This window comes from Bradyrhizobium sp. NBAIM14 (genome assembly GCF_020193895.1).
GTDB lineage: Bacteria > Pseudomonadota > Alphaproteobacteria > Rhizobiales > Xanthobacteraceae > Bradyrhizobium > Bradyrhizobium yuanmingense.
On record NZ_JADYVQ010000015.1, the window covers coordinates 46,771 to 73,491 of the forward strand.

The window sequence follows — 26,721 nt, forward strand, 5'->3', positions numbered from 1 at the left end:
TATCCTGGATTTCAGCCACAGGACACGCCATGCCGAACATCCCGCCCCCCTTCTCCGCGCCCTACGCCCCCGATGATTCCGAGATCGCCGCAAAGGTTCTGCCGGCCTCGCATCTCATCCCGGCACGGGAGGCCCGGATCGACCGCATCGCGACGCGGCTGATCGAGGCGATCCGCAAGCGCGACGATCGGCTCGGCGGGGTCGAGGACATGCTGCGGGAGTTCGCGCTCTCGACCAAGGAGGGGCTGGCGCTGATGGTGCTGGCTGAGGCGCTGCTGCGCGTGCCCGATGCGCGCACGGCCGACCAGTTCATCGAGGACAAGCTCGGCGAGGGCGATTTCATCCATCACGAGACCAAGTCCACCGCGTTCCTGGTCAACGCCTCGGCCTGGGCGCTCGGCCTGTCGGCGCGGGTGATCCAGCCGGGCGAGACGCCCGACGGCACTATCGGCCGGCTGGTGAAGCGGCTCGGCGCACCGGCGGTGCGCACCGCGACGCGCCAGGCGATGCGGTTGATGGGCAATCATTTCGTGTTAGGGGAGACGATCGAGCAGGCGCTGGAGCGGGCTCGGCCGCGCTCGGGCCAGAAGCCGCGCTATTCCTTCGACATGCTCGGCGAAGGCGCGCGCACGGCCGCCGATGCCAAGCGCTATTTCGACGCCTATGCCAGCGCGATTGACACGATCGGCAAGGCGGCAGGCAACCATCCCCTGCCCGACCGGCCCGGCATCTCGGTCAAGCTTTCGGCGCTGCATCCGCGCTTCGAGGCGATCAGCCGCGGCCGCGTGATGGCCGAGCTGGTGCCGCTATTGCTGGACCTTGCGCAGCGCGCCAAGGCGCATGACCTCAACTTCACCGTCGATGCCGAGGAAGCCGACCGGCTGGAGCTGTCGCTCGACGTGATCGCGGCGACACTCGCCGATCCATCGCTTTCCGGCTGGGACGGATTTGGCCTCGCGATCCAGGCCTATCAGAAGCGTGCTAGCGCGGTGATCGACTATGTCGATGAACTCGCCCGCGCGCATGACCGCAAGCTGATGGTGCGCCTGGTCAAGGGCGCCTATTGGGACACCGAGATCAAGCGCGCCCAGGAGCGCGGGCTCGACGGCTATCCCGTGTTCACGCGCAAGGCGATGACCGATCTGAACTTCGTCGCCTGCGCGACGAAGCTTCTCGCCTTGCGGCCGCGCATCTTCCCGCAATTCGCCACCCACAACGCGCTGACGGTCGCGACCGTGCTGGAGCTCGCAGCAGATGGCGGCGGCTTCGAGTTCCAGCGCCTGCATGGCATGGGCGAAGCGCTCTACGAGCAACTCGCAAAGGATCGTCCTGACATCGCCTACCGCACCTACGCGCCGGTCGGCAGCCATCGCGACCTGCTCGCTTATCTGGTGCGGCGGCTTCTGGAGAACGGCGCCAATTCCTCGTTCGTGGCGCAGGCGGCCGATTATCGCGTGCCGGTTTCGGCGCTGCTGCAGCGCCCGGCAGATGCCATCGGCCGGGCGCAACAGGCACCTCATGCCAAGATTCCGTTGCCGGCAGATCTGTTCGCGCCGGATCGGCGCAATTCGCGCGGCGTCGAATTCGGTGAGCGTGCCGCACTCGACGGGCTCCTGACGGACGTGAAGGCCGCGGCGGCCGAGCTTAAGCCTGTCGCTGACGCAACACCGGATCAGGCCAACGCGGCGGTGACGGCTGCGCGCGCCGGCTTTGGCAGCTGGAGCCGGACGCCTGCAGGCACGCGCGCGGCGGCGCTGGAGCAGGCCGCGCATCTTCTGGAAACCCGCGGCGCCCGTTTCATCGCGCTGCTGCAAGCCGAGGGCGGCAAGACGCTCGACGACGCTCTGTCCGAGCTGCGCGAAGCCGCCGACTTCTGCCGCTACTATGCCGCGCAGGGCCGCAAGCTGTTCGGAAACGATGCCGCCATGCCCGGCCCGACCGGCGAGAGCAATGTGCTTAGCCTGCGCGGCCGCGGCGTGTTCGTCGCGATCTCGCCGTGGAATTTTCCGCTCGCAATCTTCCTTGGCCAGGTGACCGCGGCGCTGATGGCCGGCAATAGCGTGGTGGCGAAACCCGCCGAGCAGACGCCGCGCATCGCGCGCGAGGCCGTAGCCCTGCTGCACGAGGCCGGCATCCCCAGAAGCGCGCTGCATCTCGTCACCGGCGACGGCCGCATCGGCGGCGTCCTCACCGCGCATCCTGATGTCGCCGGAGTAGTCTTCACCGGCTCGACCGACGTCGCGCGCCAGATCAACCGGACGCTGGCCGCCAAGGACGGGCCGATCGTGCCGCTGATCGCGGAGACCGGCGGCATCAATGCCATGATCGCGGATGCGACCGCACTGCCCGAGCAGGTCGCCGACGACGTCGTGACCTCTGCGTTCCGCTCCGCAGGCCAGCGCTGCTCGGCCTTGCGGCTTTTGTTCGCGCAGGAGGATGTCGCCGACCGCATGGTCGAGATGATCGCGGGCGCCGCGCGCGAACTGAAGATCGGCGATCCCGCGGATGTCGCGACCCATGTCGGTCCGGTGATCGATGAGGAGGCCAAGCAGCGCCTCGATGCGCATATCGCGCGGATGAAGCGCGAGGCGCGGCTGCATTTTGCGGGCACCGCGCCGGATGGCTGCTTCGTCGCGCCGCATATCTTCGAGCTCAAGGAGGCCGGTCAGCTCACCGAAGAGGTGTTCGGCCCGATCCTGCATGTCGTGCGCTATCGCGCGGAGAACCTGGCGCGTGTGCTGGAATCCATCGCGCGCACCGGCTACGGGCTCACCCTCGGCATCCATTCGCGCATCGACGACACCATCGAGGCCATCGTCGACCGCGTCCAGGTCGGCAACATCTACGTCAACCGCAACATGATCGGCGCCGTGGTCGGCGTGCAGCCGTTCGGCGGCAGCGGCCTTTCCGGAACCGGCCCCAAGGCCGGCGGCCCGCATTACCTCGCGCGCTTTGCCACCGAGCAGACGGTGACGATCAACACGGCTGCGGCAGGCGGCAATGCCGCATTGCTTGCGGGGGAGGAGTGAGGCCCTGCGCCAGGCGCCGTTGCATCCCGGCAAAACATCGGTCTAATGCTCTCATCACGCGCCCGCGCCAATTCCAGCGCGCGGGAAACGATTGAAGCGAGGGAGCGACGCCGCGATGGAGAAGGGCATTTTTGCAGGCCTGAAGGTTCTGGACTGCGCGAGCTTCATCGCAGCGCCCGCGGCCGCGACCGTGCTGTCGGATTTCGGCGCAGACGTTATCAAGATCGAGCCGCCCGGCACTGGCGACCCCTATCGCAACCTGCCGAACCTGCCGGGCTATCCCTCAGGCGAGCACAATTTCGCCTGGCTGCTGGAGGCGCGCAACAAGAAGAGCATCGCGCTCGACTTGTCGAAGCCGGAGGCGCAAGCCGTGCTCTACAAGCTCGTGGCGGAGGCCGACGTCTTCATCACCAACATGCCGCCGCCGGTGCGCGCCAAGCTCGGCATCACCTATGATCATCTCGCCCATCTCAACGACCGGCTGATCTACGCCTCCTTCACCGGCTATGGCGAGAAGGGCGAGGAAGCCAACAAGCCCGGCTTCGACAGCAACGCCTATTGGGCGCGGTCCGGCCTGATGGATCTCGTCCGCGCCGACACCGACACCACGCCGGCGCGCTCGGTCGCGGGCATGGGCGACCATCCCTGCGCCATGGCGTTCTACGGCGCGATCGTCACCGCACTGTATCAGCGCGAGAAGACCGGCAAGGGCTCGCACGTCGCTTCCAACCTGATGGCGAACGGGGTGTGGGCCGCGAGCGTGCTGGCGCAGGCCAAGCTCTGCGGCGCCAAGTTCGGCGAGCGGCGCCCGCGCGAGCGCGCGCTTAACGCGGTGGCCAATCATTACCAGTGCAAGGACGGCCGCTGGCTGATCCTGTCGCTGCTGAACGAAGAGAAGCAGTTTCCGACGCTGGCCAAGTGCCTGGGCCGCGAGGATCTGATCAACGATCCCCGCTTCGCCACCAAGGCCGACCGTCACGCCCGCTCGGTCGAGCTGATCAGGATCCTGGACGAGACCTTCGCCACCAGGGATCTCGCCGAATGGCGCAAAATCCTCGACGGCAACGGCCTCGTGTTCGGCGTCGTCGCCATCCTGGAGGACATCCCCAACGACAAGCAGATGCTCGACAATGAAGTGCTGGTGCCGTTCGAGAACGACACCATGCTGACCATCAACAGCCCGATCTGGATCGACGGCGCCAAGAAGGTGCAGCCGCGCAAGCCGCCAGCGGTCGGCGAGCACAGTGACGAGATTTTGCGCGAGGCGGGATTTGACGAGGCGGCGATCAAGCAGCTGCGGGGGTCGGGAGCGGTGGGGTAAGGCCGAGTCGGTTGCTCCGAACACCGTCATTGCGAGGAGCCCTTGCGACGAAGCAATCCAGACTGTCTCCGCGGAAAGATTCTGGATTGCTTCGCTGCGCTCGCAATGACGATGCCGGACTATCTCGCTATAACAATCGGCAACACACAGTGCCGCGAGGTCCCATGCCCAGCTACCGCCTGCACTACTTCCCCGAATCCGGCAACAGCTACAAGCTGGCGCTGATGCTGACGCTCTGCGGCGAGACGTTTGAGCCGGTCTGGACCGATTTTGCCGGCGGCGTCACGCGCACGGCGGAATGGCGCAAGGCCGTCAACGAGATGGGCGAGATTCCCGTGCTCGAGATCGACGGCGTGAAGATGACGCAGACTGCGCCGCTGCTGCTGAAACTGGCCGAGCAATACGGCCGTTTCGGCGCCGAGACGGAGGACGAGAAGTTCGAGCTGCTGCGCTGGCTGTTCTGGGACAACCACAAGCTCACCGGCTACATGGCGACCTACCGCTTCATGCGCGCCTTCACCGAGAAGAACGATCCGCAGGTGCTGAAGCATTTTCGCCGGCGGCTCGAAGACTTTCTCGGTATCCTCGACGGCCATCTCCAGCACAATGCATTCGCGATCGGCGCAAGGCCGACGGTCGCGGACATCTCGATGATGGCCTATCTGCATTATCCCAGCGACGAGCATGGCTTCGATTTCGCATCGAGCCATCCCGCCATCCACGCCTGGCTCGGCCGCATGGCGGCGCTGCCGGGCTGGAAGCCGGCCTACGAGCTGCTGCCGGGAAAACGGATGACGAATTACGCGAGGTGAGGACACTCTCTTCTCCCTCTCCCGTTCTTACGGGAAGAGGGTTGGGTGAGGGGCTTCTCTCCACACCTGAGATTATCGTGAGACCTGTACCCCCTCACCCGAATTCGATCTGCGATCGAATTCGACCTCTCCCCGCAAGCGGGGAGAGGTAAGCAAGCTCACCTCAACGACAGCCAGCCGAGCGTGAACAGAATGCCGCCGACGATGACGGCCACCGCAACGGCCCAGATGCTGACGCGGGCGCTGCCGGTGACCTGCTTGACTTCCTCGTTCCGCGCGATCTCGCGATTGCGCGCCTTGTTGGCGTTGCCGGCATCCGTCATGGGTCATCCAAATCGCTTGAGACTTTATCTTGCGCGTGATCCTTCGGAAAACCGCTCCACACTTTTCCTGGATCACGCGCTAACGCGTCTTGATGAAGCACATGCCGATGCGGCGCGAGGCCGCGGCGGCCTGGCAGGTCAGACCGCTAGCACAGCTCCATGACGTAAAACTCCTGTCCGGCGTTCCCGATCCCGGATCTTGCAGGGAACAATGCGCGCCCCAGCCGTCCTGATATTCGCTGCCGGCGAGCTCGCGACTGCCGCGGGTCTGCGGCCGACTGGCAAATCCGCGTGAGAAATCAGGGATCTTTCCGGCCGCGAACGCGGTCAGGATGTCGCGGCGGCGGAGCTGGTCGCCGAAGAAGTGTGGCGAGGCCGCCACGATGGCGGCATTCGACGGTCTGTCCGCAAGCCAATCGACGCCCGGGAAATGGAAGCCGCCGATGCCACGGGTCTGGTGACAGCCGGTGCAGGTGACGTCGTTGAGACGGCGCTGGAAGCCTGCGACCGAGCGGACGTTCTGCATGTCGAGGCCGTGGGCCGCCGCCTGCTTCAGCGCGCCGACCACGTCATTGTCGGTAAAGACGGGATCGCCTTTGCCCTCCCCCTGCATCATGCCGAACTCCGGCTGCAACGCCGAGGCGTCGAGGCCGGCGGGGGTCGGCACGATTGCGGCCCTGGCCAGAAATTTCTCCGGGATCAACACGGTGCCGCGATCGAACGCGCGTAAGTTCTCCGGCGCGAGCAGCCACGCCTTGAAGTCGCGCCGCAGCGCATCGTCGGCAAGAATGCGATCGCGGTCGATCTGGTTCTCCAGCGTCGATTCCACGAATGTCCTGGTGGCGGCATTGTACTTGAACACCTTGAGAAGATAGTCGGAGCGGAAATCGTGCAGCGCCGATTTCGGCGCGACCGAGACCTGGATGTTGGTCTCGATGCTGTCGAGCATGGCGTCGTCAGGCGGAGCGCGACCGCCGATCAAGCCCTGCCAGTCGCCATTGTCGAGCCAGCGCCGCGCGATCTCGGCGCAGCTGATCGGCTTGCCGTTCGCATCCGTCTGGCGCCCATCGCGCGCCTTCATCACGAGGTTGAATGTCATCGGCAGGCGCGTTGCGGTCTTGCCGCCATCCGGCCCGCTGTCGAAGCGCGCCAGACGATAGATCAGCCGGATCTCGCCACAGGACTCTTCCGAGACATAGGCACGATCCATGCGATTGACGATGCCGGCCAGCACGAAGCGCGCCTCGCGCGATTTCAGATTGGCCCGATCGAACAATTGTACGTCGAAACCCTCGCCGACGCCGATGGTCTCGCCCGGATAGGTCGCCCTGAACCATGCGATATAGCGGTCGAATTCCGCATCGATCGCGGGCAGAATGTCTTTCAGCTGCGGCAGCGAGGCGAACATCGGCTCGGTCGTGAGCGGGACGTCCGAATTCCGCTCCGGCGACAAAAGACGCGAGATCATCAGCGTGTTGTTCTGGTCGAGCTTGCGCAGGAGATCGGGATCGGTAATCGCGGTGCCGCGCGTCAGCGCGGCATTCTCCGCTGCGAACAGCGAAACCACACCGCCCAGCAATGCGGCGGCAGCAACGAGAATTCGCAAGGCGCGGCCCATGCCTGAGGTAACACCGCGCAGGGACACCTATTCAAGCAAAAAGGCGCCTCACATCGCAGTGAAGCGCCTCTTCGAAAGTCGGATATCGGACGCTCAGCGTCCGGTGATCAGCCCCCTCGAGGTGACGACCACCCAGCGGCCATCCTGGCGGCGGATCGCATCGACACGGCCGACGCCGGGGATGGGGTCGCCGGGATAGACCTCGTAGAGGCCGTCGCGGCCCTCGATCAGCGCGCCGCCATTGCCGGCGCTGCGCAGCCGCCAGCCTTCGATCGTCGGCAGACGCCCAACTTCGGTCTTGGGAGCTGCGGGCGCCGGGACCGGTGCGGCCGCCGCGGTCGCGACCTGCGTCGGCGCGATCGAGCCGGTGGTCTCCTTGGGCACCGCTGCAGCGGCCTGCGCAGGCGCGGCGGGCGGCGTGGCGCGGAGCTTGTCGACGGCCTCGGACAGCTTTGCGATCCTGGCCAACGGCTCGGCCTGCGCCTTTTCGAGCTTGTCCAGGCGGTCGTTGGCCCGGTTGAACTGGGTGAGGCCGGTCTTCGAGCTCTGCTCGACATTGGCCTTCAGGGCGACGAGGTCGGCGTCGATCCGCGCCACGGACGCATCCAGCGCGCTGGTATCGGCGACCTGGACCGGAGCCGGGGCGGGTGCGGCGAAACGCATCATGCCGGCGGTCGCAAGCGCGCCGCTGATCGCGCCGACGCTGGCGGCAATCGCCACCACCGCGGCCATCGCCGACAGCCGGCGCTTGCTGCCGGACTCGCGCGGCTCGTCGGCCTTCCCATGCGGGGCGAACTCCTCGCGCTCCCAGGCGCGGTCGGCGGGCGGCATGACGATGAGCTTGCCGTGCTTCGGCTCAGGCTTGGCCTCAGCTTTGGCGTCAGTCTTGGCTTCAAACTTCGGCACTTCGATCCGCGGCGGCTCAATCTTCGGGGCGTCCGCCTTGACCGGATCGGGCTTGGGCGGCGCTTCGTGGTCGGGGGCGATCGAGGGGGCCTCGATACCCGCGGCAGCCTCGATGGCCTGCGGCGCTGCCGCGTCGATGGCAGCGGAATCCTGGGCAGCCTGCTCGGGCATTGGTTCGCTCACGGCTCAAATACTCCAGTCTCGGTTGACCTTTTGGTAACTTTCATTGCTTGCGAAATCCTTACCTCGGGACCCGCTTACCGAAATTTTAGGAATTCATCCGGGGCCGAATTGGGCCGGGAAAGTGGAACCGGTGTGGCGGGCGTGAAACAGTTCGTAATCGGGGGAAGATGAACGGGGGCGGAATGGCTCCCCATGGCGTCATTGCGAGCGCAGGACTGGTCCGCCGAAGCCTTGGCGAGGGCGGAAGCGATCCAGAGTCTCTCCGCGGAGGCAGTCTGGATTGCTTCGTCGCAAGGGCTCCTCGCAATGACGGAGCGCGCCGCGCGCGCTCCGATCAAATCACTATCCGTCACATCACGACGGGAGCATCCGGCAGCTCGTTCGCATGCGGCCCTTGCTTAGGAAAATGCTTTGCCATTTCGCGCGAGACGGCCTCGATGCCACTGATCACGCCGCGTTCGAACCGGCCCGATCTGAACTCGGCCTCTATCGCGCGACAGATCGTCTCCCAACCCTCCGCGCCGACCTTCGCGTCGATGCCGCGATCGGCGATGATCTCGACGTCGCGGTCCGCGAGCAGGAGATAGATTAGAACGCCATTGTTGTGGGCGGTGTCCCAGACACGCAGATGCGAGAACACGTCGAGCGCGCGCTCGCGGGCCGGCTGGTTGCGGAACAGCGGGCCGCCGTCGAGCGCCCCTTCGACGACGAAGCGGACCTGGCCGGAATGGGTGGCTTCGCCGCGCTTGATCGCCTGCTCGATGCGGTCGAGCACCGCTTGCGGAAAGATCTGCTTCGCCCGCCAGTGATGCTGCACGAGATGTCGGGCAATGCGCTTGATGCTCATGATCGCTACCAGCTCCCCGAGGCGCCGCCGCCGCCAAAACTGCCGCCGCCGCCGCTGAAGCCGCCGCTACTCGACGATCCGCTACTCCATCCGCCGGAGGAGCCGCTCGACCACGAGCCGCCGCGCGAGCGGCCCGTGCCCGGCGTGATCGCCGAAAACAGATCGGCGATGAATCCGACGATGAAGCCGAGGATGCCGACAGCCGCCGCGAGCGCCGCGGAGCCGAGAATGAGCCAGGTTACCGCTGCGATGATGCCCCCGGTCACCAATGATCCGAGCAGCCGCCCCAGGATGGCGCGGAAGAACCCGCCGACGCCGATCGAGGCAAACAGCGCCACCGCAAACACCGGCGCCAGATCATCCAGACTATTGTGGGCGAAGTTGACGCTGCGCGAGGGTGACGGCAGCGGCTCGCCGTCGATCACCCGCAACATGCGGTCCACGCCTGCGCTGATGCCCGCGGCGAAATCGCCACTCCTGAACTTGGGGGTGATCGCCTCGTCGATGATGCGCCGAGAGGTGACGTCGGTGAGCACGCCTTCGAGACCGTAGCCGACCTCGATGCGCAAATGCCGGTCGTTCTTGGCGACGACGAGAATCGCGCCGTCGTCGACCTTCTTGCGACCGATCTTCCAGGCCTCCGCGACGCGAATCGAGAATTGCTCGATCGTCTCCGGCTGCGTGGTCGCGACGATCAGGACAGCGATCTGGCTGCCCTTGCGGTTTTCGAAGTCGCGCAGCTTTTGCGTGAGCGTGGCGATGTCGCTGCTGGAGAGCGTGCCGGTCTGATCGACGACACGGCCGGTGAGCTGGGGGACGGCGACGTCGGCATGGGAGGGGAAGGCAAAGGTGAGGAGGAGGGCGATGGCGAACACAAAAGAGGCGATCGCTCGATGCGCCCACCAAATCCTCGCTGTCATCGCCCGGCTTGACCGGGCGATCCAGTATTCCAGAGACGCCCGTGGGATGCGGAGAGGCTGCGGCGTACTGGATTCCCCGCCTTCGCGGGGAATGACAGCGGAGTGTGGGGCGCGCATTCGAAACGACGCGCTTACTTCGACGGCGCCGGCGCCGCGTTAAAGTCCACCTTCGGCGCGGTCGAGATCGCCTTCTCGTTCTCGACAGAGAAGTTCGGCTTCTCCTTGTAGCCGAACGCCATCGCGGTGAGATTGGTCGGGAACGAGCGGACGGTGACGTTATAATCCTGCACCGCCTTGATGTAGCGGTTGCGCGCCACCGTGATGCGGTTCTCGGTGCCCTCGAGCTGCGACATCAGGTCCTTGAACAGGGCATCGGACTTCAGCTGCGGATAGTTCTCGGTGACGACCAGGAGGCGCGACAGCGCGCTGGAGAGCTCGCTCTGCGCGGCCTGGAATTTCTGGAACGCGGCGGGATCGTTCAGCACCTCCGGCGTCGCCTGAATGCTGCCGACCTTGGCGCGTGCATTGGTGACGCCGAGCAGCACGTCCTTCTCCTGCTGGGCAAAGCCCTTCACCGAGTTGACGAGATTGGGCACGAGATCGGCGCGCCGCTGATACTGGTTCACGACCTCGGACCAATTGCCCTTGATCTGCTCGTCCTCGCTCTGGATCGCGTTGTAGCCGCAATTGGTCAGGCTCAGCGAGGCCAGGGCGGCCAGCACGGTCAGGATCTTGCGCATTAAATTTCTCCCGGTGGAATCCGGCGCAAACTATCAGATTGCGCGCCTGAGAAAAGCAGCAGGCTGACGCAAGCCTCTTGCCTCGCACCGGCCGACATAGTCAACTCCGGCAAAACAAGAGCGGAAACACCAGGGGGAACGCGATGTCCTCGTTCGAGACCATCCTCGTGGAACGGCCTGAGCCGGCGATCGTCCGTGTCGTGATGAACCGGCCCGAGGCGCGCAACGCGCAGAACCTGCAAATGACCTACGACCTCAACGCCGCCTTCGACGCGGCGGTGCTGGACGATGCGGTCAAGGTGATCATTCTCGCAGGCAACGGGCCGCACTTCTCCTCCGGCCACGACCTGCGCCCCGGAGACAAGAATACCGCTGGGGTCGATTTCCCGCCGATCGGAAATTGGGGTGGCTTTGCCGAGCCGAACGCCCATGGCCGGTTCGCCCGCGAGCAGGAAATTTATCTCCAGATCACCCGGCGCTGGCGCAATCTGGCAAAGCCGACCATTGCCGAGGTGCATGGCAAGTGCATCGCCGGCGGCTTGATGCTGGCCTGGGCCTGCGACCTCATCGTCGCCAGCGACGATGCGCAGTTCTGCGATCCCGTCGTCACCATGGGCGTGTGCGGCGTCGAATGGTTCGTGCATCCCTGGGAGCTGGGACCACGCAAGGCCAAGGAGTTCCTGTTCACCGCCGACAGCTGGAGCGCGCAGGAGGCGCACCAGCTCGGCATGGTCAACCAAATCGTGCCGCGCGCCGAGCTGTCGTCGCGCGTGCTGGAGCTGGCGCGAAGGATCGCAACAAAACCGTCCTTCGCGCTGAAGCTGACCAAGGAGGCGGTCAACCGCTCGGTCGACGTCATGGGCCAGCCGGCTGCGATCGACCAGGCCTTCGCGCTGCATCAGCTCTGCCACGCGCACAATCTCCAGGAGTTCGGCATGATCGTCGATCCATCCGGCCTGCATCCCTCCGTGCGCAAGCCGCCGGCCGCCGCGGAGTAGACGCGATGGATCTCAATCTCAGTGACGAGCAAAAGTTGCTGCGCGAAAGCGCGGAACGTTTCGTGGCCGAGAGCTACGATGCCGAGCACCGCCGCAGAATCGCGAATGATCCGCTCGGCTTCAGCCCGGCCGTTTGGAAGCAGTTCGCCGAGCTTGGCTGGCTGGCGCTGCCGCTTCCGGAAGAGTTCGGCGGGCTCGGCGGCGGCGCGGTCGACATCGGCATCTTGATGGAGGCCTTCGGCCGGGGCCTGGTTTCTGAACCTTATGTCGCAACAGTCGTGCTCGGGGCCGCGCTGATCGCCAGATGCGGCACCAGCGAGCAGAAGCAGGCGAGCCTGCCCAAGGTGGCGGACGGATCACTGAAGCTTGCCCTGGCGCATTCGGAGCGCGCCGCCCGGTTCGATCTTGCCAAGGTCACGACCAGCGCCAACAAGACCGGACAAGGCTGGCGCCTTTCCGGCAGCAAGATCGCCGTGCTCGACGGACATGCCGCCGACGAGATCATCGTCTCCGCCCATATCCACGATCATCGGGGCCCCTCGGGCCGGATCGGCCTGTTCCTCGTGCAGGCGACGACGTCAGGCCTCGTCATCAGTGATTATCCGCGTCTCGGCGGCGGACGCGCCTGCAACATCGAGCTGTTCGACGCGCATCTGCCGGAAGACGCCCTGCTCGGCGACGGCAGCGACGCCGTGCCCGCGATCGAATGGGCGATCGATCGCGCCATGGCCGCGCTCGGTGCGGAAGCTGTCGGCATCATGCAGACGCTGCTCGACACCACGCTCGACTACACCAAGATCCGAAAACAATTCGGCCGGCCGCTCTCCGCCAACCAGGTGATCCGCCACCGCCTCGCCGACATGGCGATGCAGGTGGACGAGGCCCGCTCGATGGCGCTGCGCGCGGCGTTGAAGGCCGATAGCGCGCCGATCGAGCGTGCCCGGGCAGCCTCGGGCGCGAAGGCGAAGATCGGCAAATGCGCGCGCTTCGTCGGCGAGCAGTCGATCCAGCTCCATGGCGGCATGGGCGTCACCGAGGAGCTTGAGGTCGGCGCCTATTTCAAGCGCCTCGTCGCGTTCGACACGCTGTTCGGCGGCAGCGCGCATCACTATGCCCGCCACGCCGAGGTGAGCCGCAGGGCCATCTCTGCTTAACAAGGAGCGCATCATGGACCTGTCGTTCAATGCCGAGGAGCGCGCCTTCCAGAGCGAGGTGCGCGGCTTCATCGCCAAGAATCTCACCGAGGAAATGAAGCGCGCGACCGCGCTGACGCCATCGGTGTTCTCCGATCCCGACATCGGCATGGCCTGGCAGCGCGCGCTGCACGCCCAAGGCTGGGGCGCGCCGGGCTGGCCGGTCGAATATGGCGGCCCCGACTGGACGCCGGCGCAGCGCTGGATCTTCGAGACTGAATGCGCCCGCGCCGGCGTGCCCAACGTCAACGTGATGGGCGTGAAGATGGTCGGGCCCGTCATCATCGGCTTCGGCAGCCCCGAGCAGAAGAATTTCTACCTGCCGCGGATTCTCTCCGGCGAGGATTATTGGTGCCAGGGCTATTCCGAGCCGGGCTCCGGCTCAGATCTGTCGTCCCTCAAGACGCGCGCGGTGCGCGACGGCGACGACTACATCATCAACGGCACCAAGATCTGGACCACGCACGCCCATCACGCCAACCGCATGTTCGCGCTGGTGCGCACCAGCGATGGGCCGCGGCAGCAGGACGGCATCAGCTTCATCCTGATCGACATGAAGACGCCGGGCATCACCATCCGTCCCATCCTCACCATCGGCGGCGACCACGAGGTCAACCAGGTGTTCTTCGACGACGTCCGCGTGCCCGTCGCCAACCGCGTCGGCGAGGAAGGCAAGGGCTGGACCTACGGCAAATATCTGCTCGAGTTCGAGCGCGGCGCGGGCATCGCCTCGGCCAAGCTGCGCGAAGGATTGAAGGCGGTTGCCGATCTTGCCGAGTCCGACCTCACGGGCCGCGCCATCGACAGCCCCGACATCGCGACGCGGATTGCCGAGGTCGAGGTCGACATCGACGCGCTCGAGATGACGGAGCTGCGCGTGCTCTCGGCACTCCAGACCGGCCAGAATCCCGGCGCGGTGTCGTCGATCCTGAAGCTGCGCAACAGCGAGATCCGCCAGGCCGTGACGCGGTTAGGGGCCGACGTGATCGGCCATGACGCCCTCGCCGTCGAGCCGATGCGCCCGCTCTACAAGCTCAACCACGAGCCGGCGACCCCTGAGGAGATGCTGACGGTGATGCCGGAATATCTCAACGGCCGCGCCTACACCATCTTCGGCGGCACCTCGGAGATCCAGCGCGACATCATCGCGAAGATGATGCTGGGGATTTGACGGGCGGGCTGGCGTGGATAGAGCCACTCGCTCGGTGTCGTCCCCGCGAAGGCGGGGACCCATAACCACAGGAAGATGTGGTTATGGGGACTCGGAGTTGCCAGCTTCGCACGACAACCACTTCCTGTGGTTATGGGTCCCGGGCTCGCGCTTTGCGCGCCCCGGGACGACGAGCTGAGTTTGGTGCAATAGCCTGCGCAACAGCTAGCGCACCTATCCCGCCGCCTTCGCGTCCCGGATCGCCTGCCAGATCTTCTGCGGCGTCAGGGGCGTGTTCAGCTGGGTGATGCCGAGCTCGGCGAGCGCGTCCATCACGCCGTTGGTGACGCAGGGCGGGCCGCCGATGGCGCCGGATTCGCCGCAGCCCTTGGCGCCGAGCGGATTGGTGCGGCAGGGCGCGGAATCATCCAGCGTCACTACGATCGGCGGCACGTCGTCCGCGCGCGGGATGCAGTAATCCTGGTAGCTCGCCGTCAGCAGCTGGCCGTCGGCATCATACGACACGCCTTCATACAGCGCCTGGCCGATGCCTTGCGCGACGCCGCCATGGATCTGGCCGGTGACCAGCATCGGGTTCACGGCGACGCCGACGTCGTCGACCGTGGTGTAGCGCACGACCTTGGAGACGCCGGTCTCGGGGTCGATCTCGACCTCGCAGATATGCGTGCCGTTCGGCCAGCTGGGACCATCGACCTCGCCTTCGGAATCGACGCTGAGCCTGGCGCCGCTCTCCTTCTCGGCGAGATCGAACAGGCTGATGCGGCGGTCGGTGCCGACCACGGTGAGCATGCCGCCCTGATATTCGATATCCTCGACCGAAGTCTCCAGCACGTTCGCGGCCTTCTCGCGCGCCTTCTGGATCAAGTCATTCGAGGAGACCGCAACCGCGGTGCCGCCGACGAACAGCGAGCGCGAGCCGACGCTGCCGAAGCCCATGGCGAGATCGGTGTCGCCCTGGACCACGTCGATCTTGTCCATGGCAATGCCAAGCGTGTCGGAGATCATCTGGGTGTAGGTGGTCTGCAGCCCCTGCCCCATCGCCATGGTGCCGGAATGCAGCACGACGCGCCCTTGCGAGGTCGCGTGCAGGCTGACCTTCTCGGTGTGAGCGCGGCCGCCGGTCCACTCGATGTAGGAGGTGAGTCCGCGGCCGTAGAGCAGGCCCTTCTTCTTCGCCGCCTTCTTGCGCGCTGCAAAGCCGTCCCAGTCGGCGAGCTTCACGGCGCGGTCGAGCATGTGCGCGAAGGCGCCGGAATCGTAGACCTGGCCGGCCGCATTGGTGTAGGGCAGCTGCGCCGGCTTGATGTAATTGGCCTTGCGGATCGCGCGCGGGTCCATGCCGATTTTTCGCGCAGCGGCGTCGAACAGGCGCTCGACGATGAACACCGCCTCGGGGCGGCCGGCGCCACGATAGGCCCCGACCGGCGCGGTGTGGGTCATCACCGACTTCACCTCGAAATGCACCAGCGGCAGATCGTAGACGCCGGTCTGCACGAATGGCCCGAGCACCAGCGGGATGATGTTGGCCGCGCCCGAGGAATAGGCCCCGGTGCAGCCGATCGACTTGACGCGATAGGCCAGCACCTTGCCCTTGTCATCCAGCGCGAAGGACGCCGTGGACGTGAGATCACGGCCGTGGGTACCGCCGACGAACTCGTCGGTGCGGTCGCCGCGCCAGCGGATCTTCTTGTTCAGCTTGGTCGCGGCATAGGCGACGATGCCGTCCTCGGGATAGAGATTGGTCTTCTGGCCGAAGCCGCCGCCGATGTCGCCGACCAGCACGCGGACACTGTCCTTGGGACGCTTCAGCACGGCTTCCGCCAGCACGTCGCGGGTCGAGGCCGGCGTCTGCGACTGCACGTGCAGCAGGAGACGGCCGGACTTCTTGTCGATCTCGGCAATGGTCGAGCGCGGCTCCATCGCGGACGGAACGAGACGCTGGCTGACGATATCGAGCTCGACGGTGTGCGCCGCCTTGGCAAAGGCCTCGTCGACCTTGGCGGCATCGCCGTAGCTCATGGCGCCGACGATGTTGTCGGGCGCCTCCGGCCACACCACGGGCGCGCCTGATTTCACCGCCTCGACGGGATCGACCACCGCGGGCTGCACATCGTATTCGACCGCGATCGCCTCGGCCGCGCTCTGCGCCTCCACGCGCGAGGAGGCCACCACCGCGGCCACGGCCTCGCCGGCATAGCGGACGACCTCATGGGCGAGCAGCCGGCGCGGCGGCACGGTCATCGGCTTGCCGTCCGGGCGCTTGAAGATGTTCAGCGTCGGGATGGTGCCGATGTCGTCCTTGACCAAGTCCGCGCCGGTGTAGATCGCGGCAACGCCCGGCATCGAAGCCGCGGCGCTGGTGTCGATCGAGACGATCTTGGCGTGGGCGTGCGGCGAGCGCAGCACGTGCAACCACAGCGCGCCGTCGGCCGGCTTATCGTCGATGAACTGTCCCTTCCCGGTGAGCAGCCTCTGGTCTTCCAAACGCTTGACGGGCTGCCCCGCTCCGAAACGCAAATTGCCGGGAAGAATGTTCATTCCGCTGTATCCTCGAGATCGGGAAAAACGACGGCGGCGGTTTTAACCGATTTTGCGCGCCAGACAACCGAGCCCCGGCACATCTGCGATGCGCGTCAGAGCCCCTTGCAGGGGCGGATTGGGCGGCTAGGACCTGTCGATATCGACAATGCTCACATTCACGTCACGGGTGTCCGAGCCGCGCTTGACCGTGAGCCGAACGGTCTTTCCGGCCCCGGCCTGCTCGAGCGCATCGGTCAGGTCGGCAAGGCGCCGCACCGGCTTGCCTTCCACCGCGGTGATGATGTCTCCGACCGCTCCCGTGGAAAAGTTGACGCCGCGAATCCCCGCCCGCTCGGCAGGACTGCCGGGGGCCGTCCGCACCACGATCACCCCTTCGACAGCAAGCCGGGTCGACACATCCTCGCCGGCGGCCACGATGCCGATGCCCGGCGTCGGCACGCGGCCGTTGCGGATCAGCTCGGGCACGATCCGGTTCACGACATCGACCGGCACCGCGAAGCCGATGCCGGCGTTCGATCCGGAGGGCGAGATGATCGCAGTCGTGACGCCGATCAGCCGGCCGGCGGAATCCAATAGCGGCCCGCCCGAATTGCCGGGATTGATCGCGGCATCGGTCTGGATGACGTTCGCGATCTCCCGGCCGCCATGGGTCGGGAGCCGGCGCTTGAGCGCGCTGATGATGCCGGAAGTCATCGACTGATCCAGCCCGAAGGGATTGCCGATCGCGAAAGCGGATTGTCCGACTTTCAGGTCGCTCGAACTGCCGAGAGCGATCGGCGCTGGAAGCTGGCGCACGCTGCGGATGCGCAACACCGCGAGATCGTAATTGGGCGCCGTGCCGACCAGGTCGACCTGGGCCACCTCACCCGAGGCAAAGCGCACGGCGATCTCGCCGCCATTGGCGACAACATGATTGTTCGTCACCAGGTGGCCGTCGCGGTCCCAGACAAATCCCGTGCCGGAAGCACCGCCGCCGGCCTGGCTCTCCTCGCCCATGAGGGGACTTGCCGCCGACTTGGCCGCAACCTGAACGACCGACGGCGATACGCGCTCGAAGATGTCGATGGTTGCCTTCTCGCCGTCCCACAGCGGCCCGCGCTGCTCGACGGCACGTGCGGAGGGCGCGGCCCATGGGACATACGAGACGGGGACATGCAGGATCTTCGCGGCCGTGACCGCGACCAGCAGGGCGGCGAAGGCTGCCGCGGCAATCGCATAGCGACGATTCATTGGGTGATCACCGTGTCTTGTGCTGAATGCGGGCTGTGAGATGCACATGCATGAAGTGGCAGGATCTCGCTTACGCAGCAACGTCGCAAACGCGCGGAAGTTTCTCGGTCAGGTATGGACCATTTTGCGCCCGGCACGGATGCCGGGGCATATTGCCGCGTGGCGAGCTATTCCAGCTCGCGCAGCGCCGTTTCCACGATTTTGCGCGCATCCGCCGTCAGTGGCGCCTGCGGCGGGACGGGGCCGCCGACGTCATAGCCCTGGATCGCAAGGCCGGCCTTGATGCACGCCGCGAGATTGAAACGGGCGAAGGCTTCGTTGATCCGCCACAGCCGCCGCTGCAGCGCCATGGCCTCGTCCCAGCGGCCGGCCGTGCATAGATCGTAGAGCATCACGCTCTGGCGCGGGATGATGCAGGCAGGTCCCGCCATCCAGCCGCGGCCGCCGATCAGCATCACCGCCGCCGGAATGTGGGCGGAGGCGGAGAACACGCGCAAGGAGTCCCCGCAGCGGTTCATGATCGAGAGCAGCCGACCGGTGTTGGTCGAGGCATCCTTGATGTAGCCGATGCGCGGATGCTCGGCGAGGCGCGCGATGACGTCGAGCGTGAGATCGGAGCGCTGGAATTGCGGATTGGTGTAGATGACGACGGGAATGTCGACGGCATCGGCAATGGCGCGGAAATAGGATTCGACCTGCGCATCGGCCAGGGGGAAATACGCCTCCAAAATCGCAAGGATGCCGTCGGCCCCACACTTCTGGCAGGCTTTCGCCTGCGCCACCGCATCCGCCGTTGCGGTCGAGGCGACGCCGGCGATAACAGGCACGCGCCCCTGCGCGGCCTCAATCGTGGTCTGCACGACCGCCATGCGTTGCGCGGCGTTCAGGTAAGCGAATTCGCCGGTCGAGCCCAACGGCGTCAGCCCGTGCACGCCGGCGCCGATCAGGTCGTCGCAGAGTTTTGCCAGCACGTTGGTTCGCACCGTGCCGTCGGCATCGATGGGCGAGACGAGATACGGAAAGACACCGTGGAATTCGGACATGCGGCGCGGATCCCGGTCGATTGGTTTGCGGCTGACGGCTATTACCAATGCCGGCGCCGGCGATCAAACCCTGAGCAGACGCACCCGCGTGCCCCAGGGATCGATCGCCTCCACCCCGTCCGCAAGCGCCGTGACCTTCACACCGCCTTTGCGCAGCCGTTCTTCCTGCGCGGCGAGCAGCTCCGGCTTCGCCATCACCAGCGAGAACCAGGCAAGACCGGTCGTGGACTCGTCGCGCTGGCCGGCGCCCTGGCTCTGCCAGACATTCATGCCGAGGTGATGGTGATAGCGGCCCGACGCCAGGAACGCGGCGCCGCTGCGGCGACGAGTCGGGTCGAGGCCGACGGTGCCGTGATAGAAGCTCTCGGCCTGGGCGAGATCGCCGACGCGCAGATGCATGTGGCCGATGCGCATTCCGTCCGGCGCCTTGGCATAATCGGGAACGCGCGTATTGGTGAGCGACAACAGGTCGGGAATGTTGAGCTCGTCGGTCGCCATCTTCACGCTACCCTCGCTCCATTGCCATTGCGAGGGGTCGCGGTCGGCATAGACCTCGATGCCGTTGCCTTCGGGGTCGTCGAGATAGACGGATTCGGAGACGAGATGATCGGCAAAGCCCGACAACGGCACGCGGTGCGAGGCGGCATGAACCAGCCAGCGCGCCAGATCCTTGCGGGTCGGCATCAGGAAGGCGGTATGGTAGAGGCCTGCGGCGCTGCGCGATTCAATCGCGGCTTCGGGACGGGCCTCCAGCACCAGCAGCGTGAGGCCTGATGTGCCGAGCTTGGCTGTGGCCGCCGAGCGCTCCATCACGGTGAGCCCGATCACATCGCGGTAATAATCTGCGACTTTGTCGAGGCTCTTCACCCGCAGCGTCACCATGCCGACCCGCATCGGCGTACGGCTGGCAAAGGTGGGGCCGCCGCCCTGCGCTGTGCCCTCGGCACGGGCCGCGGCTGCGGCGGCCATGGCGAGCGAGGTGGCGCCGGCGAGCTGCAGCAGGGTGCGGCGGGTCAAGTCGATGGTCATCGGTCGGGCTCGCTGGAAATCCTCGAGGCCAAATGGCCCAATTTTGGGATTGCTACACGTTCCCGTGAGGCGCTCCCAATCACATATTCGTCGGCCGTGGTCTTGCGGAGGCCGTCCTGGTCCTGGCCACCCGGCCAGTTTCGCAATCGCCCGCGGCATCCCAGATTGAGGACAGCTTACGGGAGCCCGCCATGACTGATCTTAGTCCCCTACCCTCACTGTCGTCCGCGCTCGCGGACATTGTGGCGCGCACCGCGCCGTCCGTCGTCTCCGTGCATTCGCATCGCGCTCGCGCGACCGGCTTTGCGTGGAAGCCCGGCCTCATCGTCACCGCCGACGAGGCGCTGGCCGAGGAGGGCGAAGTCGAGATCGGCCTCGCCGACGGTAGTCGGGTCGCTGCCACGATCGTCGGCCGTGACCACACGACCGATATCGCGCTGTTGCGCACGGAGGCCGCCGTCGCGCCGGTCAAGCTCGGAAGTACAGTCCCGCCGCTGGGCACATTGTCGATCGTGGTCACGACCAACCGGGAGACACCGAGTGCGGCGCTTGGAATGGTATCGGCATCCGGAAAGAGCTGGCGTTCCTTGCGCGGCGGCGACATCGATGCGCGGATCGAGCTCGACGTCCGCCTGCGCGGCAGCCAGCAGGGCGGCCTCGCGCTCGATGCATCGGGCAAAGCCTTCGGCATGGCCGTGCTCGGGCCGCGGCGCGTGCTGGTGATCCCGACCGCGACGATCGAGCGTGTCGCGCCCCAGCTCGAGGCGCGCGGCCGCATCGCACGCGGTTATCTCGGCCTCGGGCTGCAGCCGGTGCGGCTCGACGACGGTATCGGCGCGATGGTGATGAATGTCGACAAGGCCGGACCTTCGGCCGCGGCCGGCATCCGCCAGGGCGACGTGATCGTGGCGGTCAACGGCCAGAAGCTGTCGGGCGTGCGCGCGCTGTCGCGGACGCTGGGACCTGCGAGCGTCGGCGCGGTGGTCGACCTCGCCGTGCACCGTGGCGGCGAGCCGGTCAGCTTCAAGGTCACGGTCGGCGAAAGGCCGGAGGCGTGAGCGAGGACAAGACGGCCGAGATCGTACTGTCGCTTGAGATCGACGATTCCGCCCTCGCCGATCGCCTCGCGGCCCTGCTCGGCAATGTCGCCGGGCTTCGCCTCGCAGCGCCCGGCGAGCAGCCCGCCGCAACGATCGTCGCCCGCGATACGCGCATCATGCCTGCGGACATCGCGCTGACGCAGCGCGAGCTCGACGTGCTCGCGCTGATGGCCGAGGGCGCCTCCAACAAGATGATCGCACGGCAGCTCGGCATCTCCGTGCACACCGTGAAATTCCATGTCGGCTCGTTGCTCGACAAGCTCGACGCCACCGGCCGCACCGATGCGGTGGCGCATGCGGCGCGCCGCGGCGCGTCGAGCTTTGACAGCCCTAACGGCGCCGCTCAGCCGCTACACCCGCTTGCCGCCGTTCTTCTCCGCCGCGCGGCGCAGCGCTTCGGCGAGCGCGCCGCCGCCAGAAGATTCCTGCTTGCGCGGCGCCGCCGACGTCATGCGGCTTGCGTTGCGCTGATTGTTGTCGCGCTGCATGCCGGGGGCGTCCTTCTTAGGCCCGACCTCGTCGTCGAGGCGAAGCGTCAGCGAGATGCGCTTTCGGGCGACCTCGAAGTCCAGCACCTTCACCTTGACAATGTCGCCGGGCTTCACCACCTCGCGCGGATCCTTGATGTAGGTCCTCGACATCGCCGAGATGTGCACGAGGCCATCCTGGTGCACGCCGATGTCGACGAAGGCGCCGAAGGCGGCGACGTTGGTCACGGTGCCCTCGAGGATCATGCCCTTCTTGAGATCCTTGATCTCCTCGACGCCTTCCTTGAACACCGCCGCCTTGAACGCAGGGCGCGGGTCGCGACCGGGCTTTTCCAACTCGCGAAGGATGTCGGTGACGGTCGGCAGACCGAAGGTCTCGTCGACGAAATCCTTCGGCTTCAGCGTGCGCACGACGTCGCTGTTGCCGATCAGCGCCTTGATGTCGCTCCTGGTCGCTTCGAGAATCCGGCGCACCACGGGATAGGCTTCTGGATGCACGCCGGAGGCATCGAGCGGATCCTCGCCGCCGAGGATACGCAGGAAGCCCGCGCACTGCTCGAACGCCTTCGGCCCGAGCCGCGGCACGTCCTTGAGCGCCTTGCGCGACTTGAACGGACCATTGGCGTCGCGATGCGCCACGATGCTCTGGGCGAGGCCGGAGCCGACACCCGACACGCGCGCCAGCAGCGGCGCGGAGGCGGTGTTGACGTCGACGCCGACCGCGTTCACGCAATCCTCCACCACGGCGTCGAGCGATTTGGCGAGCTTGGCCTGGCCGAGGTCGTGTTGATACTGGCCGACGCCGATCGCCTTCGGCTCGATCTTGACGAGCTCGGCGAGCGGATCCTGCAGGCGCCGCGCGATCGACACCGCGCCGCGCAGGGTGACGTCGAGGCCGGGCAGCTCCTCCGAGGCGAAGGCCGAGGCCGAATAGACGGACGCGCCGGCTTCCGACACCACGATCTTGTTCATCTTCAGCTCAGGCAGACCCTTGACCAGCTCGGTGGCGAGCTTGTCGGTCTCGCGCGAGGCGGTGCCGTTGCCGATCGCGATCAGCTCGACGCGGTGCTTGATTGCGAGCCGGCCGAGCGTCGCCAGCGACTCGTTCCATTGCCGCTGCGGCTCGTGCGGATAGATCGCGGTGGTGTCGACCACCTTGCCGGTGGCATCGACGACGGCGACCTTCACGCCGGTGCGGTAGCCGGGATCGAGCCCCATGGTGACGCGGGTGCCGGCGGGCGCGGCCAGCAGGAGGTCACGCAGGTTCGAGGCGAACACGCGCACGGCCTCGGTCTCGGCCGAATTCCACAGCCGCATGCGCAGATCGATATTGAGATGCACCTGGATCTTGGTGCGCCAGGCCCAGCGCACGGTATCGATCAGCCAGCGGTCGCCGGGACGCTTGAGATCGGCAATGCCGAACCGCTTCATGATCTTCAATTCATAGGCGCTCGGCACGCCCGGCGGCGGCGCCTCGGCCTCGGGCTGAATTTGCAGGTCGAGAATTTCTTCTTTCTCGCCGCGGAACATCGCGAGGATGCGGTGCGAGGGCAGTTTTGTCAGCGGCTCGGAGAAATCGAAATAGTCGGCGAACTTCTCGCCCTCGGTCTTCTTGCCGTCGCGCACCTTGGAGGCCATGCGCGCATTGGTCCACATCTCCTCGCGCAGGGCGCCGATCAGATCGGCGTCCTCGTCGAAGCGCTCGACCAGGATGGCGCGGGCGCCGTCGAGCGCGGCAGCGGCGTCAGCGACGCCCTTCTCGGCGTTGATGAAGCCTTCCGCCACGACCTTCGGATCATTGCCGGGCTCAGCCATAAGCTGGTTGGCGAGCGGCTCAAGGCCGGCTTCCTTGGCGATCTCCGCCTTGGTGCGGCGCTTCGGCTTGAACGGCAGATAGATGTCCTCGAGGCGAGCCTTGCTGTCAGCGGCCATGATCGAGGCCTCGAGGGCCGCATCGAGCTTGCCCTGCTCGCGGACCGATTCGAGAATGGCCTTGCGGCGATCCTCGAGCTCGCGCAGGTAAACCAGGCGCTCCTCCAGAGTTCGCAATTGCGCGTCGTCGAGCGCACCGGTCGCTTCCTTGCGGTAGCGGGCGATGAAGGGAACCGTGGCGCCGCCGTCGAGCAGTGTCACCGCCGCCTCGACCTGCTCGGCGCGAACCCCAAGCTCCTGCGCAATTTTCTGGTTGATGTTTGCCACGCGAGATTCCCTCTAATCCAAGCACGCGGGCGCAGGGGCGAACCACCGGCCGCGGGACGCCGCTTATGGACCAACCAAGGTTGATTCATCAAGGTGCGGTGCGCAACCGTCGACAGAGGATTTTTTGCCCGACCGATGCGATCTCGCCACATTCGTGGGGGCGCGGCGACTTGACATCGGCCCCGCGTTCCGCGCCTGCTTGTTCCCGCCGGGCCAATGAACTCTCCGCACGAGGACCAATCATGCGTACCACATCGGTCGGCGTCTTCAGGATCGCCACCACGGGACCCGGCGACGTCTCCGGCCTGATGGACTTGATCGGCTCCGGCGCGATCGATCCCACCTCGATCCTCGCCGTTCTCGGCAAGACCGAGGGTAACGGCGGCGTCAACGATTTTACCCGGGAATACGCGGTGGCCGCGCTATGTACGGCGCTGGCACCCAAGCTTGGCCTGTCGGCGGAGGCAGTCGAGCAGCGTATCGCCTTCGTGATGTCCGGCGGCACCGAGGGCGTGCTGAGCCCGCACATCACGGTGTTCACGCGCAGCGAGGCCGAGCGCCCGGCAGGCCTTTCCGGCAAGCGCCTCAGCATCGGCATGGCGCACACGCGGGACTTCTTGCCCGAGGAACTCGGCCGCGCCGCGCAAATCGCCGAGACAGCGAAGGCCGTGCAGTCCGCAATGGCCGATGCCGGCATCAACGATCCCGCGGACGTTCATTTCGTTCAGATCAAGTGCCCGCTGCTGACCAGCGAGCGCGCTGCGGCGGCGAACGCCCGCGGCAACACAACGGCAACGACAAGCGCTTACAGCTCAATGGCCTATTCGCGCGGCGCGTCCGCGCTCGGCGTTGCGGTCGCGCTCGGCGAGATCGGCTCCGACCTCGACGATGAGGACGTGCTGCGGCGCTATGATCTGTTCTCCAAGGTGGCCTCGACCTCGTCGGGGATCGAGCTGATGCATAACGTCGTCATCGTGCTCGGCAACTCGGCATCTTCAGCGAGTGAGTTCGAGATCGGCCATGCCGTGATGGAGGATGCGATCGACGCCGCGGCGGTGCTATCGGCGTTGAACAGTGTCGGGCTCGGCGCTGCGCCGCAAACCACCGCGGGCCGCACGCTCGTCAACATCTTCGCCAAGGCTGAGGCCTCGCCGGACGGCACCGTGCGCGGCTTCCGCCACACCATGCTTGAAGACACTGACATCAGCTCGACACGCCACGCCCGCGCAGCGGTCGGCGGCCTGATCGCGGGCCTTGCCGGCACCGGCGCGGTCTACGTGTCCGGCGGCGCCGAGCATCAGGGGCCGGCCGGCGGCGGCCCGGTTGCAGCGATCGCACGACTGTCGGATTGATAGCCGGCAGCCCGACCTCTCCGCCGGGCGCAACCCTGCCCCTCGTGGCGCCTCGGTTGATTCACGCGGGCCGTTGCGAAAAAGGTGACGCCGCGGCCTTAAGGGGATTTGACTTCATGACTTTGCCGATGAGCTGGAATGAATGGGCACAGCACGATGGCGTCGCGCTGGCGGGGCGCGTTCGCAAGGGCGAGTTGACGGCGAAGGAGCTGGCGCGCCAGGCCGCCGCGGGCGTTGCCAAGGTCAATCCAGCGCTGTCCGGCGTGGTCGAGCTGTTCGAGGACGTGATCGCCGATCCCGCCAAGGACGGCGCCAATCTCGCAGGTCCGTTCGCCGGTCTGCCCTTCCTGATGAAGGACCTCGGACCGACCATGAAGGGCCGGCTGCAGGAGATGGGATCGCTGCTGATGCGCGGCAATCGCGCGAGCGCCGATACGTTCCTCACCGGCAAATTCCGTCAGGCGGGGCTCAACCTGATCGGTCGCACCACGACGCCAGAATTCGGCGTGTGCTCGTCGGCCGACAATCCTGCCGTCTACGTCACGCGCAATCCCTGGAATACGGACTACACCACCTGCGGCTCATCGGCAGGCAGCGCGGCGATGGTGGCCGCGGGCGTGGTGCCGATCGCGCATGCGACCGACGGCGGCGGCTCGATCCGCATTCCCGCCGGCGTCAACGGCAATATCGGCCTGAAGGTCTCGCGCGGCGTGTTCTCGCTCGCGCCGCACATGTCGGACCTGACCGGCCTCGTCTCGATCCAGGGCTGCCAGTCGCGCTCGGTGCGCGACACTGCCGCCTTCGTCGATCATGCGCGCGGGCCTGCGCCCGGCGAGTTCATGCCGTTCTGGACCACGGCGCAGCCTTATTGCGAGATGATCAAGCGCGATCCCGGCAAGCTTCGCATCGCGCTGTCGCACACATGGGGCAATTACACCGCGACGCCCGAGCTCGCTGCCGAGCTGGAGAAGGCCGGACGCTTCCTCGAAGGCCTCGGCCATCACGTCGACTATGCGCTGCCGGAGATCGACCTCCCGGCCGCCTTCGAGGCGCAGACCACCTGCTACATCTCGAACTTCGCGGTGGTGATCTCCAACATGCTCGCTGCGCGCGGACTGGAAAAGCCGCCGGAGGATCTGATCGAGCCGATGAACATCCGCATCTGGGAAGCCGGGCGCCACACCAGCTTTGCCGAGCGGGCGAAGATGCAGGCCGTGTTCAACACGACCTCGCGCGGCTTCGGCAGCTTCTTCGAGCAATGGGACGTGATCCTGACGCCGATCACGGCGCTGCCGACGCCGAAGGTCGGCACCAGGGAATATCTCACCATCTCGGACAATCCTGATGTGCGCGACTGGTTCGACAATCTGTGGCGCTTCTTCACCTTCACGCCGCTCGCCAATCTCTGCGGCATGCCGGCGATTTCGATGCCGATGGCAAGCCAGGACCACGGCCTGCCGCTCGGCATCCAGGCGATCGCCAAGCAGGCCAATGACGGCCTATTGCTGCAGCTCGCCGCCCAGATCGAGCGCGCGCTCGACGGCAAGTGGAACGGCGGCAAGAAACCGAAGGTGCATGTAGGCTACTAGAGCGTGATGAGATCAGTTCGATCGCTACGGCGGAGGTGCACTCCCTCTCCCGCTTGCGGGAGAGGGCTGGGGAGAGGGTGTTTCCGCGA

The 26,721-nt window shown here is 66.2% G+C and carries 20 protein-coding genes and 1 pseudogene; 10 read left to right on the plus strand and 11 right to left on the minus strand.

Features of this window, described 5'->3' with window-relative positions; genetic code table 11:
- Positions 1 to 29: 29 nt before the first annotated feature.
- The 3 genes from putA (at position 30) to I6F28_RS27460 (ending at position 5,162) form a co-directional block, all read left to right on the plus strand.
- The gene (gene putA, locus I6F28_RS27450) at positions 30 to 3,029 is read left to right on the plus strand and encodes a bifunctional proline dehydrogenase/L-glutamate gamma-semialdehyde dehydrogenase PutA (protein ID WP_225142122.1); all 3,000 of its coding nucleotides are present in this window, start codon (positions 30 to 32) and stop codon (positions 3,027 to 3,029) included.
- A 115-nt stretch (positions 3,030 to 3,144) separates the two neighbouring features.
- Positions 3,145 to 4,350: a CaiB/BaiF CoA transferase family protein gene (locus I6F28_RS27455; protein WP_225142125.1), complete on the plus strand. Its 1,206-nt coding sequence runs from the start codon at positions 3,145 to 3,147 to the stop codon at positions 4,348 to 4,350.
- A 164-nt stretch (positions 4,351 to 4,514) separates the two neighbouring features.
- The gene (locus I6F28_RS27460) at positions 4,515 to 5,162 is read left to right on the plus strand and encodes a glutathione S-transferase family protein (protein ID WP_225142127.1); all 648 of its coding nucleotides are present in this window, start codon (positions 4,515 to 4,517) and stop codon (positions 5,160 to 5,162) included.
- Between the two features lie 158 nt (positions 5,163 to 5,320).
- On the opposite strand, the gene I6F28_RS27465 is transcribed toward I6F28_RS27460, so the two are convergent.
- From I6F28_RS27465 to I6F28_RS27490, 6 genes are all read right to left on the minus strand, one after another.
- On the minus strand, positions 5,321 to 5,485 hold the full coding sequence (locus I6F28_RS27465) for a hypothetical protein (RefSeq protein ID WP_225142129.1): 165 nt from the start codon (positions 5,483 to 5,485) through the stop codon (positions 5,321 to 5,323).
- Between the two features lie 79 nt (positions 5,486 to 5,564).
- Positions 5,565 to 7,103, minus strand: a complete 1,539-nt coding sequence (locus tag I6F28_RS27470) for a hypothetical protein (protein ID WP_225142131.1) — start codon at positions 7,101 to 7,103, stop codon at positions 5,565 to 5,567.
- Positions 7,104 to 7,196: 93 nt separating this feature from the next.
- Positions 7,197 to 8,180: a hypothetical protein gene (locus I6F28_RS27475; protein WP_036009685.1), complete on the minus strand. Its 984-nt coding sequence runs from the start codon at positions 8,178 to 8,180 to the stop codon at positions 7,197 to 7,199.
- A 361-nt stretch (positions 8,181 to 8,541) separates the two neighbouring features.
- The gene (locus I6F28_RS27480; RefSeq protein WP_036009684.1) at positions 8,542 to 9,039 is read right to left on the minus strand and encodes a TPM domain-containing protein; all 498 of its coding nucleotides are present in this window, start codon (positions 9,037 to 9,039) and stop codon (positions 8,542 to 8,544) included.
- Positions 9,040 to 9,044: 5 nt separating this feature from the next.
- Positions 9,045 to 9,959 (minus strand): TPM domain-containing protein, encoded by a 915-nt coding sequence (locus I6F28_RS27485; RefSeq protein ID WP_036009682.1) that lies wholly within the window; start codon positions 9,957 to 9,959, stop codon positions 9,045 to 9,047.
- 131 nt (positions 9,960 to 10,090) lie between these two features.
- On the minus strand, positions 10,091 to 10,699 hold the full coding sequence (locus I6F28_RS27490; protein WP_036009681.1) for a LemA family protein: 609 nt from the start codon (positions 10,697 to 10,699) through the stop codon (positions 10,091 to 10,093).
- A 143-nt stretch (positions 10,700 to 10,842) separates the two neighbouring features.
- Between I6F28_RS27490 and I6F28_RS27495 the strand changes: the two genes are divergently transcribed.
- The 3 genes from I6F28_RS27495 to I6F28_RS27505 are packed head-to-tail and all read left to right on the plus strand — an operon-like array spanning position 10,843 to position 14,061.
- Positions 10,843 to 11,697 carry an enoyl-CoA hydratase gene (locus tag I6F28_RS27495; protein ID WP_036009680.1) on the plus strand — a complete coding sequence of 285 codons (855 nt, stop codon included), beginning with the start codon at positions 10,843 to 10,845 and terminating at the stop codon, positions 11,695 to 11,697.
- Positions 11,698 to 11,702: 5 nt separating this feature from the next.
- Complete coding sequence (locus I6F28_RS27500; protein ID WP_225142133.1) at positions 11,703 to 12,851, plus strand: acyl-CoA dehydrogenase family protein; 1,149 nt, start codon at positions 11,703 to 11,705, stop codon at positions 12,849 to 12,851.
- Positions 12,852 to 12,864: 13 nt separating this feature from the next.
- Complete coding sequence (locus tag I6F28_RS27505) at positions 12,865 to 14,061, plus strand: acyl-CoA dehydrogenase family protein (RefSeq protein ID WP_225142135.1); 1,197 nt, start codon at positions 12,865 to 12,867, stop codon at positions 14,059 to 14,061.
- Positions 14,062 to 14,274: 213 nt separating this feature from the next.
- On the opposite strand, the gene I6F28_RS27510 is transcribed toward I6F28_RS27505, so the two are convergent.
- The 4 genes from I6F28_RS27510 to I6F28_RS27525 all read right to left on the minus strand — a co-directional run bounded on the left by I6F28_RS27510 (position 14,275) and on the right by I6F28_RS27525 (position 19,904).
- Positions 14,275 to 16,599, minus strand: coding sequence for a xanthine dehydrogenase family protein molybdopterin-binding subunit (locus I6F28_RS27510; RefSeq protein WP_225142137.1), 2,325 nt, complete (start codon positions 16,597 to 16,599; stop codon positions 14,275 to 14,277).
- Between the two features lie 126 nt (positions 16,600 to 16,725).
- Positions 16,726 to 17,832 (minus strand): S1C family serine protease, encoded by a 1,107-nt coding sequence (locus tag I6F28_RS27515; protein ID WP_036009668.1) that lies wholly within the window; start codon positions 17,830 to 17,832, stop codon positions 16,726 to 16,728.
- Between the two features lie 167 nt (positions 17,833 to 17,999).
- The gene (locus tag I6F28_RS27520) at positions 18,000 to 18,875 is read right to left on the minus strand and encodes a dihydrodipicolinate synthase family protein (RefSeq protein WP_036009666.1); all 876 of its coding nucleotides are present in this window, start codon (positions 18,873 to 18,875) and stop codon (positions 18,000 to 18,002) included.
- A gap of 63 nt (positions 18,876 to 18,938) precedes the next feature.
- A complete protein-coding gene (locus I6F28_RS27525; RefSeq protein WP_036009665.1) occupies positions 18,939 to 19,904 on the minus strand; it encodes a VOC family protein in 966 nt (321 codons plus the stop codon).
- A gap of 191 nt (positions 19,905 to 20,095) precedes the next feature.
- Between I6F28_RS27525 and I6F28_RS27530 the strand changes: the two genes are divergently transcribed.
- Together I6F28_RS27530 and I6F28_RS27535 are read left to right on the plus strand one after the other, a co-directional pair.
- Complete coding sequence (locus I6F28_RS27530) at positions 20,096 to 20,962, plus strand: S1C family serine protease (RefSeq protein ID WP_225142139.1); 867 nt, start codon at positions 20,096 to 20,098, stop codon at positions 20,960 to 20,962.
- Positions 20,959 to 21,315, plus strand: a pseudogene (locus I6F28_RS27535) (response regulator transcription factor); the annotation flags it as partial. The gene I6F28_RS27530 and the pseudogene I6F28_RS27535, both read left to right, overlap by 4 nt.
- 39 nt (positions 21,316 to 21,354) lie before the next feature.
- On the opposite strand, the gene I6F28_RS27540 reads toward I6F28_RS27535, so the two are convergent.
- Positions 21,355 to 23,691 carry a Tex family protein gene (locus tag I6F28_RS27540; RefSeq protein WP_225142141.1) on the minus strand — a complete coding sequence of 779 codons (2,337 nt, stop codon included), beginning with the start codon at positions 23,689 to 23,691 and terminating at the stop codon, positions 21,355 to 21,357.
- A 242-nt stretch (positions 23,692 to 23,933) separates the two neighbouring features.
- On the opposite strand from I6F28_RS27540, the gene atzD reads away from it, so the two are divergent.
- Both atzD and I6F28_RS27550 read left to right on the plus strand, forming a co-directional pair.
- Positions 23,934 to 25,043, plus strand: a complete 1,110-nt coding sequence (atzD, locus tag I6F28_RS27545) for a cyanuric acid amidohydrolase (protein WP_225142143.1) — start codon at positions 23,934 to 23,936, stop codon at positions 25,041 to 25,043.
- 116 nt (positions 25,044 to 25,159) lie between these two features.
- Positions 25,160 to 26,632, plus strand: coding sequence for an amidase (locus tag I6F28_RS27550; protein ID WP_225142144.1), 1,473 nt, complete (start codon positions 25,160 to 25,162; stop codon positions 26,630 to 26,632).
- Positions 26,633 to 26,721 lie beyond the last annotated feature (89 nt).

What these genes read in the sequence shown, in the direction of transcription:
- I6F28_RS27510 (WP_225142137.1), bottom strand. Translation starts at nt 16,599, where the DNA reads ATGAACATTCTTCCCGGCAATTTGCGTTTCGGAGCGGGGCAGCCCGTC.
- putA (WP_225142122.1), top strand. Translation starts at nt 30, where the DNA reads ATGCCGAACATCCCGCCCCCCTTCTCCGCGCCCTACGCCCCCGATGAT.
- I6F28_RS27490 (WP_036009681.1), bottom strand. Translation starts at nt 10,699, where the DNA reads ATGCGCAAGATCCTGACCGTGCTGGCCGCCCTGGCCTCGCTGAGCCTG.
- I6F28_RS27460 (WP_225142127.1), top strand. Translation starts at nt 4,515, where the DNA reads ATGCCCAGCTACCGCCTGCACTACTTCCCCGAATCCGGCAACAGCTAC.
- I6F28_RS27475 (WP_036009685.1), bottom strand. Translation starts at nt 8,180, where the DNA reads ATGCCCGAGCAGGCTGCCCAGGATTCCGCTGCCATCGACGCGGCAGCG.
- I6F28_RS27525 (WP_036009665.1), bottom strand. Translation starts at nt 19,904, where the DNA reads ATGACCATCGACTTGACCCGCCGCACCCTGCTGCAGCTCGCCGGCGCC.
- I6F28_RS27530 (WP_225142139.1), top strand. Translation starts at nt 20,096, where the DNA reads ATGACTGATCTTAGTCCCCTACCCTCACTGTCGTCCGCGCTCGCGGAC.
- I6F28_RS27500 (WP_225142133.1), top strand. Translation starts at nt 11,703, where the DNA reads ATGGATCTCAATCTCAGTGACGAGCAAAAGTTGCTGCGCGAAAGCGCG.
- I6F28_RS27550 (WP_225142144.1), top strand. Translation starts at nt 25,160, where the DNA reads ATGACTTTGCCGATGAGCTGGAATGAATGGGCACAGCACGATGGCGTC.
- I6F28_RS27480 (WP_036009684.1), bottom strand. Translation starts at nt 9,039, where the DNA reads ATGAGCATCAAGCGCATTGCCCGACATCTCGTGCAGCATCACTGGCGG.
- atzD (WP_225142143.1), top strand. Translation starts at nt 23,934, where the DNA reads ATGCGTACCACATCGGTCGGCGTCTTCAGGATCGCCACCACGGGACCC.
- I6F28_RS27520 (WP_036009666.1), bottom strand. Translation starts at nt 18,875, where the DNA reads ATGTCCGAATTCCACGGTGTCTTTCCGTATCTCGTCTCGCCCATCGAT.
- I6F28_RS27470 (WP_225142131.1), bottom strand. Translation starts at nt 7,103, where the DNA reads ATGGGCCGCGCCTTGCGAATTCTCGTTGCTGCCGCCGCATTGCTGGGC.
- I6F28_RS27465 (WP_225142129.1), bottom strand. Translation starts at nt 5,485, where the DNA reads ATGACGGATGCCGGCAACGCCAACAAGGCGCGCAATCGCGAGATCGCG.
- I6F28_RS27505 (WP_225142135.1), top strand. Translation starts at nt 12,865, where the DNA reads ATGGACCTGTCGTTCAATGCCGAGGAGCGCGCCTTCCAGAGCGAGGTG.
- I6F28_RS27515 (WP_036009668.1), bottom strand. Translation starts at nt 17,832, where the DNA reads ATGAATCGTCGCTATGCGATTGCCGCGGCAGCCTTCGCCGCCCTGCTG.
- I6F28_RS27485 (WP_036009682.1), bottom strand. Translation starts at nt 9,959, where the DNA reads ATGACAGCGAGGATTTGGTGGGCGCATCGAGCGATCGCCTCTTTTGTG.
- I6F28_RS27455 (WP_225142125.1), top strand. Translation starts at nt 3,145, where the DNA reads ATGGAGAAGGGCATTTTTGCAGGCCTGAAGGTTCTGGACTGCGCGAGC.
- I6F28_RS27495 (WP_036009680.1), top strand. Translation starts at nt 10,843, where the DNA reads ATGTCCTCGTTCGAGACCATCCTCGTGGAACGGCCTGAGCCGGCGATC.